This is a genomic window from Lentisalinibacter sediminis (assembly GCF_040706615.1).
GTDB classification, from domain to species: Bacteria; Pseudomonadota; Gammaproteobacteria; order Steroidobacterales; family Woeseiaceae; genus Lentisalinibacter; species Lentisalinibacter sediminis.
On record NZ_JAPDRF010000010.1, the window covers coordinates 1 to 15,723 of the forward strand.

Annotated in this window: 13 protein-coding genes and 1 tRNA gene; all 14 read right to left on the reverse strand. The window is 64.7% G+C overall.

The annotated features are described in order from the left end of the window. Positions 1–113: GTP-binding protein (locus ACJMKX_RS17880; RefSeq protein ID WP_405228427.1), on the reverse strand; the 113-nt coding region annotated here is incomplete at its 3' end. A 48-nt stretch (positions 114–161) separates the two neighbouring features. Beyond that, on the reverse strand, positions 162–2,210 hold the full coding sequence (gene fusA, locus ACJMKX_RS17885; protein ID WP_405228429.1) for an elongation factor G: 2,049 nt from the start codon (positions 2,208–2,210) through the stop codon (positions 162–164). Between the two features lie 94 nt (positions 2,211–2,304). Continuing rightward, on the reverse strand, positions 2,305–2,784 hold the full coding sequence (gene rpsG, locus ACJMKX_RS17890; protein WP_405228407.1) for a 30S ribosomal protein S7: 480 nt from the start codon (positions 2,782–2,784) through the stop codon (positions 2,305–2,307). Positions 2,785–2,836: 52 nt separating this feature from the next. Beyond that, the gene (gene rpsL / locus ACJMKX_RS17895) at positions 2,837–3,211 is read right to left on the reverse strand and encodes a 30S ribosomal protein S12 (RefSeq protein WP_405228409.1); all 375 of its coding nucleotides are present in this window, start codon (positions 3,209–3,211) and stop codon (positions 2,837–2,839) included. Positions 3,212–3,486: 275 nt separating this feature from the next. After that, complete coding sequence (rpoC, locus tag ACJMKX_RS17900; RefSeq protein ID WP_405228412.1) at positions 3,487–7,743, reverse strand: DNA-directed RNA polymerase subunit beta'; 4,257 nt, start codon at positions 7,741–7,743, stop codon at positions 3,487–3,489. A 1-nt stretch (position 7,744) separates the two neighbouring features. Beyond that, positions 7,745–11,824, reverse strand: a complete 4,080-nt coding sequence (rpoB, locus tag ACJMKX_RS17905; protein ID WP_405228414.1) for a DNA-directed RNA polymerase subunit beta — start codon at positions 11,822–11,824, stop codon at positions 7,745–7,747. Between the two features lie 157 nt (positions 11,825–11,981). Then, entirely contained in the window at positions 11,982–12,362 is a 381-nt protein-coding gene (rplL, locus tag ACJMKX_RS17910) for a 50S ribosomal protein L7/L12 (protein WP_405228416.1), read from the reverse strand. A gap of 56 nt (positions 12,363–12,418) precedes the next feature. Beyond that, positions 12,419–12,940, reverse strand: a complete 522-nt coding sequence (rplJ, locus tag ACJMKX_RS17915; protein ID WP_405228417.1) for a 50S ribosomal protein L10 — start codon at positions 12,938–12,940, stop codon at positions 12,419–12,421. Positions 12,941–13,180: 240 nt separating this feature from the next. Further along, positions 13,181–13,876 carry a 50S ribosomal protein L1 gene (gene rplA, locus ACJMKX_RS17920; protein WP_405228419.1) on the reverse strand — a complete coding sequence of 232 codons (696 nt, stop codon included), beginning with the start codon at positions 13,874–13,876 and terminating at the stop codon, positions 13,181–13,183. Positions 13,877–13,878: 2 nt separating this feature from the next. Further along, complete coding sequence (gene rplK, locus ACJMKX_RS17925; protein WP_405228421.1) at positions 13,879–14,310, reverse strand: 50S ribosomal protein L11; 432 nt, start codon at positions 14,308–14,310, stop codon at positions 13,879–13,881. Between the two features lie 86 nt (positions 14,311–14,396). After that, a complete protein-coding gene (nusG, locus tag ACJMKX_RS17930; RefSeq protein ID WP_405228423.1) occupies positions 14,397–14,930 on the reverse strand; it encodes a transcription termination/antitermination protein NusG in 534 nt (177 codons plus the stop codon). A gap of 32 nt (positions 14,931–14,962) precedes the next feature. After that, positions 14,963–15,343 (reverse strand): preprotein translocase subunit SecE, encoded by a 381-nt coding sequence (gene secE / locus ACJMKX_RS17935; protein WP_405228425.1) that lies wholly within the window; start codon positions 15,341–15,343, stop codon positions 14,963–14,965. Between the two features lie 24 nt (positions 15,344–15,367). Further along, a tRNA-Trp gene (locus ACJMKX_RS17940) sits at positions 15,368–15,443 on the reverse strand. A gap of 23 nt (positions 15,444–15,466) precedes the next feature. Then, the coding region (locus ACJMKX_RS17945) for an EF-Tu C-terminal domain-related protein (protein ID WP_452233335.1) at positions 15,467–15,723 on the reverse strand (257 nt) is incomplete at its 5' end.

A 15,723-nucleotide genomic window follows, 5' to 3' on the forward strand; every position in this document is an offset into this window, starting at 1 on the left:
TCGGCCATCACCTTCGTCATCGCAGCCGTCAAAGTCGTCTTACCGTGGTCCACGTGGCCAATCGTGCCTACGTTCACGTGGGGCTTCGTTCTCTCAAACTTCGCTTTGGACATCTCTGCCTACCTTTCAGATCGAGCTCTAAATAAAATTCAGGACTACTGTCAGCCCGCCTTCTTGATCACGGCCTCGGCGACGTTGTTGGGCACCTCGGCGTACTTCTCGAACTCCATCGAGTAAGTCGCACGACCCTGTGACATGGAGCGCAGCTCCGTCGCATAGCCGAACATCTCCGCCAGCGGCACCTCGGCGCGGATGATCTTGCCCATGGCGGAATCATCCAGACCCTGAGGCAGGCCGCGCCGGCGGTTCAGATCGCCCATGACGTCGCCCATGTAATCCTCGGGCGTGACGACCTCCACCTTCATGATGGGCTCGAGCAGCACCGGGCTCGCCTTTGCCGCGCCTTCCTTGAAGGCCATCGAGCCGGCGATCTTGAACGCCATCTCGCTCGAGTCGACGTCGTGATAGGAGCCGTCGTAGAGCGTGACCCGGCAGTCCACCACCGGATAACCCGCGATCACGCCGTTCTCCATCTGCTCCCGGATGCCCTTGTCGACCGCGGGGATGTACTCCTTCGGTACCACGCCGCCGACGATGGCGTTGACGAACTCGTAACCCTCGCCCGGCTCTTGCGGCTCGATCTTGATATAGACGTGACCGTACTGGCCGCGGCCGCCGGACTGGCGGACGAACTTGCCTTCCTGCTCGACCGGGCTGCGGATCGTCTCCCGGTAGGCCACCTGGGGCTTGCCCACGTTGGCCTCCACCTTGAATTCGCGCCGCATGCGGTCGACGATGATCTCGAGATGCAGCTCGCCCATGCCGGAGATGATGGTCTGACCGGACTCCTCGTCGGTGTGCACCCGGAACGAGGGATCCTCTTTCGCCAGCTTCTGCAGGGCGATGCCCATCTTCTCCTGGTCGGCCTTCGTCTTTGGCTCGACCGCCACGGAGATCACCGGCTCCGGGAACTCCATGCGCTCCAGGGTGATGATGTCCTTGGGGTCGGTCAGCGTATCTCCGGTGGTGACGTCCTTCAGGCCCACCGCCGCAGCGATGTCGCCGGCACGCACTTCCTTGATCTCCTGGCGCTCGTTGGAGTGCATCTGCAGCAGGCGGCCGATACGCTCGCGCTTGCTCTTCACCGGGTTGAATACGGTGTCGCCCGAATTCAGCACGCCGGAGTAGACGCGGAAGAAGGTCAGGTTGCCGACGAACGGGTCGGTGGCGATCTTGAAAGCCAGCGCGGCGAAAGGCGCCTCGTCCTTGGACGGGCGGGTCGCCTCCGTCTCGTCTTCCAGGATGCCGTGGATCGGCGGCACATCGACCGGCGAAGGCATGAACGCGATCACGCTGTCCAGCATCGCCTGAACGCCCTTGTTCTTGAACGCGGAGCCGCACATGGTGAGCACGATCTCGTTGGCGAGCGTGCGCGCACGCAGGCCCTCTATGATCTCCTCGTTCGTGAGATCACCTTCTTCCAGGAACTTGTCGAGCAGCTCCTCGTTGGCCTCGGCCGCGGCCTCAACCATCTGCTCCCGGTACTCCGCTGCCTGGTCGGCGAGCTCGTCCGGGATGTCCGTCTGCTCGTAGGTGGCACCCATGTTGTCCTCTTCCCAGTAGATCGCCTTCATCCGGAGGAGGTCGATGATGCCCTTGAAGTTATCCTCGGCACCGATGGGCAGCTGGATGGGAATGGCAGTCGCGCCCAGACGGTCCTTCACCTGCTGCACGACGCGCAGGTAGTTGGCGCCGGCGCGGTCCATCTTGTTGACGAACACCATGCGCGGCACCTTGTACTTGTTGGCCTGCCGCCAGACGGTCTCGGTCTGGGGCTCGACGCCGCCCACCGAGCACAGCACCGTGATGGCGCCGTCGAGCACGCGCAGCGAGCGCTCCACCTCGATGGTGAAGTCGACGTGGCCGGGTGTGTCGATGATGTTGATCCGGTGCTCCGGATACTGCTGGTCCATGCCCTGCCAGAAACAGGTGGTGGCGGCGGACGTAATGGTGATACCCCGCTCCTGCTCCTGCTCCATCCAGTCCATGACCGCGGCACCGTCGTGCACCTCGCCCATCTTGTGGGAGATGCCTGTGTAGAACAGGACGCGCTCGGTCGTAGTCGTCTTACCGGCATCGATGTGAGCCATGATGCCGATATTGCGATAGCGCTCGATAGGTGTCTTACGTGCCACGGGAAATTCCTCGAAGAAAAGGAGTCGACTCAGTGCCGCCGAGGGCCGATCACCAGCGGTAATGCGAGAAGGCCTTATTGGCCTCCGCCATCCGGTGCGTGTCTTCCTTCTTCTTGACAGCGGCGCCGCGGTTGTCCGCAGCGTCCATCAACTCGTGAGCCAGGCGATACGCCATGGACTTCTCGCTGCGCTTGTGCGCAGCTTCGATGACCCAGCGCATGGCCAGGGTCTGCCGGCGCTGGGGCCGGACTTCGACGGGCACCTGGTAGGTGGCACCGCCGACGCGCCGGGACTTCACCTCGACGACGGGCTTTACGTTCTCGAGTGCCGTCTCGAGCACCTCCAGGGAGGCGTCTCCGGCCTGACCGCTGCGATCGGCGATACGGTCCAGCGCGCCATACAGGATGCGCTCCGCGACGGACTTCTTGCCGTCGATCATCACCATGTTCATGAACTTGGCGAGCAATTCGCTCCCGTACTTGGGATCGGGGAGAATCTCGCGCTTCGGTGCCTGGCTACGTCTGGACATGTTCGATCTCGATCAGCGATATCGGGTTACAAGTATCGTGTTGGGTTCTGGATCAGGACTTCGGACGCTTGGCGCCGTACTTCGAACGACCCTGCCGACGGTCGTTCACCCCTGCGCAGTCCAGCGTGCCGCGCACGGTGTGATAGCGCACGCCGGGCAGGTCCTTCACACGGCCACCGCGGATCAGCACCACCGAGTGCTCCTGCAGGTTGTGGCCCTCGCCGCCGATGTAGCTGGTCACCTCGTAGCCGTTGGTGAGCCGGACACGCGCGACCTTGCGCATGGCCGAGTTCGGCTTCTTCGGCGTCGTCGTGTACACGCGGGTGCAAACGCCGCGCTTCTGGGGGCTGCCCTCCAGCGCCGGTACTGCACTCTTCTCCGCCCGCGACTTGCGGGGGTTTCTGACTAGCTGATTGATCGTGGCCATGGGCCTTCCAGTTGTGTCTTAAAAAATCCAATTCCGAACGGGCAAGCGCGCTAGGTACAAGACTCACGCGCAAAAGCCGCCTGCCGTGCCGTTTTGAGCGACCCGCCAGACGTGCCGTGGAACCGTGACGCCTGCCCTGGCATCCGGCGCCAGAATAATATAAGGCCGGCAGCGGCCGGCCTCAAGGCAAGGCCGGGCATTTTAGGGACTCCCGGCCACGGGTGTCAAGCAGCGGGCGGGTCCCGGACAGGCCGGGGACCCGCCCGCCACAGGCGTCACTCGTCGGTCGTGGTCTCTTCCTCCACGCCGGCCTCTTCGGCGCCCTCTGCGTCGGCATTGGCGGCCTCGGCTTCCTCCGCCTCGGCCTCCGCGGCACCGCTCTCCAGCTCCTGGAGCTGCTCGGCCAGTTCCTGCTCCCGGGTGCGCCGGCGCTCCGCGTGATGGGCGAAGCCGGTACCGGCCGGGATCAGGCGCCCGACGATCACGTTCTCCTTCAGGCCGCGCAGATCGTCCTTCAGGCCCCGCACCGCAGCCTCGGTGAGGACGCGGGTGGTCTCCTGGAAGGAGGCGGCGGAGATGAACGACTCGGTGGCCAGCGACGCCTTGGTGATACCGAGGAGCAGCGGCTCGTAGCGGAGCGGCTCCTTGCCCTGCACCTCCATCTGCTCGATGGCCTCCAGCGCCCGCGCGAAGTCGATCTGCTCCCCGCGCAGGTAGGTCGTCTCGCCCGGATCGCTGATGATCACCTTGCGCAGCATCTGGCGGATGATCACCTCGATGTGCTTGTCGTTGATCTTCACGCCCTGCAACCGATAGACGTCCTGGATCTCGCGCACCAGGTAGTCCGCCAGCGGCTCGACACCCTGCAGGCGCAGGATGTCGTGGGGGTTGGGCTCGCCGTCCGCGATGACCTCGCCGCGCTCGATCTGCTCGCCTTCGAAGACGTTCAGGTGGCGCCACTTCGGAATCAGCTCCTCGTGGCTCTCGCCCTCCTCGTCGGTGATGATCAGGCGGCGCTTGCCCTTGGTCTCCTTGCCGAAGCTGACCGTACCGGTGTATTCGGCCAGGATCGCCGCCTCCTTGGGCTTGCGGGCCTCGAACAGGTCGGCCACGCGGGGCAGACCGCCGGTGATATCGCGGGTCTTGGAGGACTCCTGGGGGATACGGGCAATGACGTCGCCGACGGTGACGGTGTCGCCGTCACGCATGTTGACGATGGCGCCCGCCGGCAGCGCGTAGACCGCCGGTATATCCGTGTTGGCGAAGTTGACCTCTTCGCCGCTCTCGTCCACCAGCTTGGCGAGCGGCCGCAGGTCGCGGCCGGAGCCGCCGCGCTGCTTCGGATCGGCCACCACCGTACTCGTGAGGCCGGTCATCTCGTCCACCTGCTCGGTGATGGTGACGCCCTCGACGAAGTCCTGGAACTTGATGGTGCCGGAGACCTCGCTGACCACGGGGTGGGTGTGCGGATCCCACGTCGCCACCACCTGGCCGGGCTCGACCTCGTCGCCGTCCTGGACGGAGATGGTTGCGCCGTAGGGCACCTTGTAGCGTTCGCGCTCGCGGCCGTACTCGTTCATGACCGAGAGCTCGCCCGAGCGGGAGACGGCCACCAGGTAGCCCTTCTCGTGATGCACGGTCTTGATGTTGCTGAGCCGCGCCACGCCCTTGGTCTTGATCTCGACGCTGTTCACGGCGGCGGAACGCGAGGCCGCACCGCCGATGTGGAACGTGCGCATCGTGAGCTGGGTGCCCGGCTCACCGATGGACTGTGCTGCGATCACGCCCACGGCCTCGCCCACGTTGATGCGATGGCCGCGCGCCAGGTCTCGCCCGTAGCACTGGGAGCACACCCCGTAACGGGTCTCGCAGGTGATGGGCGAGCGCACCTTGACGTGGTCGATGGACAGCTCCTCGAGCAGCTGCACGCTGGTCTCGTCCAGCAGGGAGCCGGCATCCAGCGCCACCTTCTCGGTGCCGGGGATCATGACCGGCTCGGCAATCACCCGGCCCAGCACGCGCTCGCGCAGGGGCTCGACGACGTCGCCGCCTTCCACCAGCGGGATCATGTCGATGCCGTTGCGGGTGCCGCAGTCGTCCTCGGTGACCACCAGGTCCTGGGCAACGTCGACCAGCCGGCGGGTGAGATAACCCGAGTTGGCGGTCTTCAGCGCCGTATCGGCCAGGCCCTTGCGGGCGCCGTGGGTGGAGATGAAGTACTGCAGTACGTCCAGGCCCTCGCGGAAGTTCGCGGTGATGGGCGTCTCGATGATGGAGCCGTCGGGCTTGGCCATCAGGCCGCGCATGCCGGCGAGCTGCCGGATCTGCGCGGCGGAGCCACGCGCGCCGGAGTCGGCCATCATGTAGATGGAGTTGAACGATTCCTGCTCCACGACCTTGCCGTCGGCGGCCGTCACCTCGTCGGTGCCGAGCTTGTCCATCATGGCCTTGGCCACCTGATCGTTCGTGTGCGACCAGATGTCCACCACCTTGTTGTAGCGCTCGCCGTCGGTCACGAGACCACTGGAGTACTGCTCCTGGATCTCCTTCACCTCGGCCTCGGCCCGGGCCAGGATTTCCGTCTTGACCTCCGGCACGACCATGTCGTTCACGCCGATGGAGACACCGGCGCGGGTGGCGTAATGGAAGCCCATGTACATTAGCTGGTCGGCGAAGACCACCGTCTCCTTCAGGCCGACGTTGCGGTAGCAGCTGTTGATCACGCTGGAGATGGCCTTCTTGTTCATGTCCCGGTTGACCTGGTCGAACGACAGGCCCCTGGGCAGGATCTCCGACAGCAGCGCGCGGCCGACCGTGGTATCCACCAGCCGCGTGCGGGTGATCATCTCGCCTTCCTCGTCCGCAACGGTCTCCGTCAGACGCACCTTGACGCGTGCTTGCAGGTCGGCGATGCCGGCCTCGTAGGCGCGGTGCACCTCTTTCACGTCGGAGAAGTAGATGCCCTCGCCGGCGGCGTTAACCCGCTCGCGGGTCATGTAGTACAGACCCAGCACCACGTCCTGTGAAGGCACGATGATGGGATCGCCGTTGGCGGGCGAGAGGATGTTGTTCGACGACATCATCAGCGCCCGCGCCTCGAGCTGTGCCTCGATGGACAGCGGCACGTGGACGGCCATCTGGTCGCCGTCGAAGTCGGCGTTGAAGGCCGTGCAGACCAACGGATGCAGCTGGATGGCCTTGCCCTCGATCAGCACCGGCTCGAACGCCTGGATGCCGAGGCGGTGCAGCGTGGGCGCACGGTTCAGCATGACCGGATGCTCGCGGATGACCTCCTCCAGGATGTCCCAGACCTCGGGGCCTTCCCGCTCGACCAGGCGCTTGGCCGCCTTGATGGTGGCCGCCTCGCCGCGCAGCTGCAGCTTGGAGAAGATGAACGGCTTGAACAGCTCCAGCGCCATCTTCTTCGGCAGGCCGCACTGGTGCAGCTTCAGCGTCGGACCCACGACGATGACCGAACGGCCCGAGTAGTCGACGCGCTTGCCGAGCAGGTTCTGACGGAAGCGGCCCTGCTTGCCCTTGATCATGTCGGCCAGCGACTTCAGCGGGCGCTTGTTCGTGCCGGTGATGGCACGGCCGCGGCGGCCGTTGTCGAGCAGCGCGTCCACGGACTCCTGCAGCATGCGCTTCTCGTTGCGCACGATGATGTCGGGAGCGTTCAGCTCCAGCAGGCGGCGCAGCCGGTTGTTGCGGTTGATCACCCGGCGGTACAGATCGTTCAGGTCCGAGGTGGCGAAGCGACCGCCGTCGAGCGGCACCAGCGGACGCAGGTCCGGCGGCAGCACGGGCAGCACGGTCAGCACCATCCACTCGGGACGGTTGCCGGACTCCAGGAAGGACTCCAGCAGCTTCAGCCGCTTGGACAGGCGCTTGATCTTGGTCTCGGAGTTGGTGCCGTCGATCTCCTCGCGCACCTTCATGACCTCGCCGCGGAGATCCATCGTCTTCAGCATCTCGAACACGGCCTCGGCGCCCATGCGGGCGTCGAACTCGTCACCGTACTGCTCGATGGCCTCCAGATACGCCTCGTCGGAGAGGAGCTGGCAGCGCTCCAGCGGTGTCATGCCCGGGTCGATGACCGTGAAGGCCTCGAAGTAGAGCACCCGCTCGATCTCGCGCAGCGTCATATCCAGCATGAGGCCGATGCGCGAGGGCAGCGACTTCAGGAACCAGATGTGGGCCACCGGGCTGGCCAGCTCGATGTGGGCCATGCGCTCCCGGCGCACCTTGGTCTGGGTGACCTCGACGCCGCACTTCTCGCACACCACGCCCCGGTGCTTCAGCCGCTTGTACTTGCCGCACAGGCATTCGTAGTCCTTGATGGGGCCGAAGATCTTGGCGCAGAACAGACCGTCGCGCTCCGGCTTGAAGGTCCGGTAGTTGATGGTCTCCGGCTTCTTCACCTCGCCATAGGACCAGGAACGGATCATGTCCGGCGAGGCGAGGCCGATGCGGATCGCGTCGAAATCCTCGGTCGGCGCCTGTGTCTTGAAGAGCTTCAGTAGGTCTTTCATATCATTCGGCCTCCAGCTCGATGTTGATACCGAGCGAGCGGATTTCCTTGACCAGGACGTTGAACGACTCGGGCATGCCGGCCTGCATCTGGTGCGTGCCGTCCACGATGTTCTTGTACATCTTGGTGCGGCCCTGCACGTCGTCGGACTTGACGGTCAGCATCTCCTGCAGCGTGTAGGCGGCGCCATAGGCCTCCAGGGCCCACACCTCCATCTCGCCGAAGCGCTGGCCGCCGAACTGGGCCTTGCCGCCCAGCGGCTGCTGGGTGACCAGGCTGTACGGTCCGGTGGAGCGGGCATGCATCTTGTCGTCCACGAGGTGGTTCAGCTTCAGCATGTACATGTAGCCGACGGTGACCGGCCGCAGGAACTGCTCGCCGGTGCGTCCGTCGATCAGGTTCGCCTGACCGCTGGTGGGCAGATCCGCCAGCTCCAGCAGACCCTTGATCTCGGGCTCGTCGGCACCGTCGAATACCGGCGTGGCCATGGGCACGCCGTTCACCAGGTTGCCGGCCAGCTCGACGATCTCCTCGTCCGAGAACTCCTCCAGCTGCTCCTTCTTGCCGCCGCTCTTGTTGTAGACCTCCTCGAGGAAGCCACGGATCTTCGCGGTGGCCTCCTGGGCCCGCAGCATGTCGCCGATCTTCTTGCCGAGGCCCTTCGCGGCCCAGCCGAGATGGGTCTCGAGCACCTGCCCGACGTTCATTCGCGAAGGTACGCCGAGAGGATTCAGGACGATATCGACCGGAGTGCCATCCTCGGTGTAGGGCATGTCCTCGACCGGGACGATGGTCGAGATCACACCCTTGTTGCCGTGGCGGCCGGCCATCTTGTCGCCCGGCTGCACGCGGCGCTTCACGGCGAGGTAGACCTTGACCATCTTCAGCACGCCGGGGGCAAGATCGTCGCCCGCGGTGATCTTCTGCTTCTTCTCCTCGTAGCGGCGGTCGAACTCCTCGCGCTGGGCCTTCAGGCGCTCGGCGGTGCGCTCGAGCTCCTCGTTGGCCTCCTCGTTCTTGAGGCGGATCTCGAACCACTTCTCACGGGGTGTCTCGTCGAGATACGCCTTCGTGATCTTGCTGCCGGAGGCGAGCTTGTTCGGACCGCCCTCGGCCACCTTCCCGAGCAGCATGCGCGCCATGCGCTCGAAGATGTCGTCCTCGAGGATGCGCAGCTGGTCGTCCAGATCCTTGCGCACGCTCTCGAGCTCCATCTTCTCGATGGACAGCGCGCGGGCGTCCTTCTCCACACCGTCGCGGGTGAAGACGCGCACGTCGATCACCGTGCCGTCCATGCCCGGCGGCACACGCAGCGACGTGTCCTTCACATCGGACGCCTTCTCGCCGAAGATGGCACGCAGGAGCTTCTCCTCCGGAGTCAGCTGGGTCTCGCCCTTCGGCGTGACCTTGCCCACCAGGATGTCGCCGGCGCCGACCTCGGCGCCGATGAAGGCGATGCCCGACTCGTCCAGGTTGGCCAGCGCGGAGTCGCCCACGTTCGGGATGTCGGCCGTGACGTCCTCGGGCCCGAGCTTGGTGTCGCGGGCCACACAGGTCAGCTCCTCGATGTGGATGGTGGTGAAGCGGTCCTCGTGCACCACCCGCTCGGAGATCAGGATGGAGTCCTCGAAGTTGTAGCCGTTCCAGGGCATGAAGGCCACGAGCAGGTTCTGCCCGAGGGCCAGCTCGCCGAGGTTGGTCGAGGGCCCGTCGGCCAGCACGTCGCCCCCGGCGATCACGTCGCCGGCATTCACCAGCGGACGCTGGTTGATGCAGGTGTTCTGGTTGGAGCGGGTGTATTTGGTGAGGTTGTAGATATCCACACCGGCCTCGCCCGCCTCGGTCTCCTCGTCGTTCACCCGTACCACGATGCGTGAGGCATCGACGGAGTCGACCACGCCGCCGCGATCGGCGACCACGGTAACGCCGGAGTCGATCGCCACCGCACGCTCCATGCCGGTGCCCACGAGAGGCGCCTCGGAGCGCAGCGTCGGCACCGCCTGGCGCTGCATGTTCGAGCCCATCAGCGCCCGGTTGGCGTCGTCGTGCTCCAGGAACGGGATCAGGGATGCGGCCACCGAGACGATCTGCTTCGGCGAGATGTCCATGTAGTCGATGATGCTCGGGTCGGCCAGCGTGAACTCGTTACGGTGACGCACCGAGACCAGTTCGTCGGAGAAGCGGGACTTGGCGTCCAGCACGGCGTTGGCCTGGGCCACCACGTACTGGCTCTCCTCGATGGCCGACAGATATTCGATCTTGTCGGTCACGCGGCCGTTCTCCACCTTGCGGTAGGGCGTCTCCAGGAAGCCGTACTCGTTGGTGCGCGCATACACGGACAGCGAGTTGATCAGGCCGATGTTCGGGCCTTCCGGGGTCTCGATGGGGCAGACCCGACCGTAATGGGTGGGGTGCACGTCGCGCACCTCGAAGCCGGCCCGCTCGCGGGTCAGCCCGCCCGGGCCCAGTGCCGAGACTCGCCGCTTGTGCGTGACCTCGGACAGCGGGTTGTTCTGGTCCATGAACTGGGACAGCTGGCTCGAGCCGAAGAATTCCTTCACCGCAGCCGCGACCGGCTTGGCGTTGATCATCTCCTGGGGCATCAGGCCCTCGGTCTCGGCCTGGGTCAGGCGCTCCTTCACGGCGCGCTCGACGCGGACCAGGCCGATGCGGAAGGCGTTCTCCGCCATCTCGCCGACGCTGCGCACCCGGCGGTTGCCGAGGTGATCGATGTCGTCCACCGTGCCGTAGCCGTTGCGGATCTCGATCAGCGTCTTCATCACGTCCAGGATGTCGTCCTGGGACAGGATGCCGGAACCGGTGATCTCGTCACGCCCGACCCGGCGGTTGAACTTCATCCGGCCGACGGCGGACAGGTCGTAGCGCTCCGGGTTGAAGAACAGGTTGCTGAACAGGTTCTCGGCCGCCTCCTTCGTGGGCGGCTCGCCCGGGCGCATCATGCGGTAGATCTCCACCAGCGCCTCGAGCTTGGTGGTGGACGGATCGATGCGCAGGGTATTGGAAATGTAGGGCCCGCGGTCTAGGTCGTTCACATACAGCGTGCGGACGTGCTCGATACCCTTCTCGATGAAGAGCTGCACCATTTCCTCGGTGATCTCGTCGTTGGCGGCTGCCAGCAGCTCGCCGGTCTCGGTGTCCACGACGTCGTGGGCGAGGATCTTCTCCTCCAGATACTCCGGCGGCACCACCAGGGATTCCAGTTCCGCCTTCTCGAGGTCGCGGACGTGCTTCGCGGTGATGCGGCGGCCCTCCTCGACGATCGTCTTGCGGCCGATCTTGATGTCGAAGGTGGCGGTCTCGCCGCGCAGGCGCTGGGGCACCAGGCCCATGCGGATCTCCTTCTTCGACAGGTAGAAGTCATTCTTGTCGAAGAAGACGTCCAGCATCTCCTCGTTGGTGAGACCGAGCGCGCGCAGGATGATGGTCACAGGCAGCTTGCGCCGGCGGTCGATACGGGCGAACAGGGCATCCTTCGGGTCGAACTCGAAGTCGAGCCAGGAGCCCCGGTAGGGGATGATGCGGGCGGAGAACAGCAGCTTGCCCGACGAGTGGGTCTTGCCCTTGTCGTGATCGAAGAACACGCCCGGCGAGCGGTGCAGCTGGGAGACGATGACCCGCTCGGTGCCGTTGATGACGAACGTGCCGTTATCGGTCATCAGCGGCAGCTCGCCGAGATAGACCTCCTGCTCCCGGATGTCCTTGACCGGCTTGGGCGTACCCGACGCCTCCTTGTCGTAGATGACCAGGCGCACCTTCACGCGCAGAGGCGCCGCGTAGGTGAGGCCGCGCAACTGGCACTCCTTGACGTCGAAGACCGGGTCGCCGAGCCGGTAGCTGACGTACTCCAGCGCGGCGTTGCCGGAATAGCTGACGATCGGGAAGACCGTCTTGAACGCCGCGTGCAGACCGATTTCGTCCCGCGCGTCCTCGGACTTGTCCGTCTGCAGGAACTTGCGGTAGGAGTCGAGCTGAATCGACAGGAGATAGGGCACGTTCAGGATACTCGGACGCTTGCCGAAGTCCTTGCGGATGCGCTTCTTCTCTGTAAAGGAGTAAGCCATTAGAGATTACCTCTGTACGGACATATGAATCTGTCGGGCGCAGGAAAGCCGGCCGGCGGCAATGACGCCGCCTGCCGGCACCTGCTCGCACGGGCCGGGCCCGCGCATGGTCAGTTGAGTACCCTCAAGTCGTTCGCTATAAGCAGTATTCGCTCGCTTACTTGAGCTCGACGCTCGCGCCGGCCTCTTCCAGCTGCTTCTTGATTTCCTCGGCATCTTCCTTGGAAGCGCCTTCCTTCACGGTGGTGGGCGCACCCTCCACCATGTCCTTCGCTTCCTTCAGGCCGAGGCCGGTGATGGCGCGGACCGCCTTGATGACGGACACCTTGTTGCTGCCGAAGCTGCTCATGTGGACGTCGAACTCGGTCTTCTCTTCGGCGGCTGCGGCTTCACCGCCGCCTGCCGGGCCGGCTGCGACCGCCACCGGAGCGGCGGCGGAAACGCCCCACTCGTCCTCCAGCATCTTCACCAGTTCCACCACTTCCATGATGGGCTTCGCGCTCAGTTCCTTAAGCAGCTCTTCGTTGGACATTGCCATTTTCGAATTCCTCTCGTGTTTCCTGAATCAGTATCTGATCAAAATGTTGCAAAGGCTCATGCAGCCTGCTGGCTGTAGGCGCCGAGCGTGCGTGCCAGCATGGCGGACGGTTCCGCCAGCGTGCGCACGAGCTTCGAGGCCGGTGCCTGCAGTACGCCGAGCAGCATCGCGCGCGCCTCGTCCATCGTGGGCAGGCTCGCGAGCCGGTCGAGTTCCGCACCCGGGTAGAGTTCTCCGCCGGTGGAGAGAGACACGGCTTTCAGTGCCTCGTGCTCCTTGGCGAAGTCCTTGATCACCCGCGCCGCGGCGCCCGGATCCTCCGTCGAGAATGCGAGCAGGATCGGCCCTTTCAGGGTCTCCGTCATACACTCGAACCCGGTACCGGATATCGCCCGGCGTGCCAGCGTGTTTTTCACCACACGCAGGTACACCCCGGCGTTCCGGGCCTCGGTCCTGAGCGCCGTCATCTCACTGACGGAAAGACCCCGATACTCCGCCGCCACGGCGGAGATGGCCTCGCCCGCGACAGCATTCACCTCGGCAACGACTGCTTTCTTCTCTTCCAGTCTCAGTGCCATAGAGTTCCTCCTGGCTGTCGGTCTGACTCGGACGGCATTCCCTGTCCGTCCACCCGTTTTGTCGAAACGGTGACCGTCGCCAGCAGCTTCCAGCCTTACTGACTCAGGGTTCACCATCTGCGCAGGCTTGCGGTGATTAAGTTACTGCCAGTTGGCAGAAACACCTGCGGTCTTCGACGATCCGCCGGGCCATCCGACCCGGCATGCTGCGGCCCGCGAGCGGGCCGCCACATCTCTCTATCAGGCCTCCAGGGAGGACTGATCGACTGCGATACCCGGGCCCATGGTCGAGGAAACGGTGAGTTTCTTCAGGTAGGCGCCCTTCGATGCAGCCGGCTTCGCTTTCCTCAGGTCGGCAAGCAGCGCGTTCAGATTCTCGCGCAGCGCGGGGACCTCGAAGTTCGCCTTGCCGATGGGGCAGTGGATGATGCCCGACTTGTCGGTGCGGTAACGCACCTGGCCGGCCTTCGCGTTATTCACGGCCGTCTCCACGTCAGCGGTGACAGTGCCGACCTTCGGGTTCGGCATCAGGCCGCGGGGGCCCAGTATCTGGCCCAGCTGGCCGACCACTCGCATGGCGTCCGGCGTGGCGATGACCACGTCGAAGTTCATCTCGCCACCCTTGATAGTCTCGGCGAGATCCTCGAAACCGACGATGTCCGCACCGGCAGCCTTCGCCTTCTCGGCGTTGTCGCCCTGGGCGAACACGGCCACTCGAACCGTCTTGCCGGTGCCGTTCGGCAGCACCGTCGAGCCGCGCACCACCTGGTCCGACTTGCGCGGGTCCACGCCGAGGTTCACGGCCACGTCGATGCTCTCGGAGAACTTCGCGTTGGCCAGATCCTTCAGCAGGCCCAGCGCCTCGTCCAGCGGATAGGTCTTGCCCGGCTCCAGCTTCTCCCGGATGGCGGCCTTCCTCTTGCTCATCTTCGCCATGATCAGACCCCCTCGACTTCGAGGCCCATGCTGCGGGCCGTGCCGGCGATGGTCCGTACCGCGGCGTCCAGGTCGGCTGCAGTCAGATCCGGATTCTTGGTGTTCGCGATCTCCTCGAGCTGCGCCCGGGTGACCTTGCCCACCTTCTCCGTGTTCGGCGTGCCGGAGCCCTTCGGGACGCCAGCGGCCTTTCGCAGCAGCACCGCAGCCGGCGGCGTCTTGGTGATGAAGGTGAAACTGCGGTCGTTATAGACCGTGATCACCACCGGCACCGGCAGACCCTGCTCGATGTTCTGCGTGTCGGCATTGAATGCCTTGCAGAACTCCATGATATTCACGCCGTGCTGACCCAGCGCCGGGCCCACGGGCGGACTGGGGTTGGCCTGCCCTGCAGGCACCTGGAGCTTGATGTAGCCCGTTACTTTCTTTGCCATCTAGATTTTCCTCACGGGTGCGAACGCCTCTCGGCTCCCCGTCGTCAGTCTCGGACAGCCGCCGCGGCGGCCGTCACAATCACGGATCAGGCCTTCTCGACCTGCCCGAAGTCCAGTTCTACCGGCGTGGAACGGCCCAGAATCTGGACCGCGACGCGCAGGCGGTTCTTGTCGTAGTTGACGTGTTCGACCACGCCGTTGAAGTCGTTGAACGGCCCGTCGGTTACACGTACGACCTCGCCGGGCTCGAACAGCACCTTCGGCCGCGGCTTGTCGACGCCTTCCTTCACGCGCTGGAGGATGGCATCGGCTTCCTTGTCACTGATCGGCGCGGGCCGGTCGCTGGAGCCGCCGATGAAGCCGAGCACCTTCGGTACGTCCTTCACCAGGTGCCAGGTCTCGTCGTCCATCTCCATGTTCACGAGCACGTAGCCGGGGAAGAATTTGCGCTCGCTGCGCCGCTTCTGCCCTTCGCGCATCTCGACCACCTCCTCGGTGGGCACCAGGATCTCCCCGAACTTGTCCTCCAGTCCGGCAAGCTTGATGCGCTCCTCGAGCGACGACTTCACCTTGTGCTCGAAGTTCGAGTATGCGTGAACGATGTACCAACGCTTGGCCAATGCTTTACCCCTGCAGTAGACGGTCCGGCCGCCTAGCCGGCATGCCCGGTCAGGTAGCGTGTGATCAGGAGCAGGATGGAATCCAGCCCCCAGAAGAACAGGCCGAGGATCAGCGTGAACACGAATACCGCGATCGTCGTCTGGGTGGTCTCCTGCTTGGTCGGCCAGACCACCTTGCGGATCTCGATGCGCGAGCCCTGGATGAACCTCCAGAGCGCCTGGCCCTGGGTGCTCGTCATGCCTACCGCGATGCCGACGCCCGTGGCGACCAGCACCATGAGCACTCGCAGCGGCAGGGCCAGCTCCGAATACCAGTAGTAACCGAAGATGCCCGCCACCAGGATCGCGGCGGCGAGAATCAGCTTGACCGTATCCAGCGCGCCGGGTTCGGGTGTTTCAGTCTTTGCGTTCATGCTTGCACGTCGACCCGGGTCGAATGGCAGGCCAGGAGGGACTCGAACCCCCAACCTGCGGTTTTGGAGACCGCTGCTCTGCCAGTTGAGCTACTGGCCTGCAATATCCGTCCGGTTGTCAAATTAATCGATGATTTTCGCCACCACGCCGGCGCCGACCGTGCGGCCGCCCTCGCGGATGGCGAACCGCAGTCCGTCCTCCATGGCGATCGGCGCAATCAGCTCCACCACCATCTTCACGTTGTCGCCCGGCATCACCATCTCGGTGCCCTCCGGCAGCTCCACCGCTCCCGTCACGTCCGTCGTGCGGAAGTAGAACTGCGGGCGATAACCCTTGAAGAACGGCGTGTGACGACCGCCCTCCTCCTTCGTCAGGATGT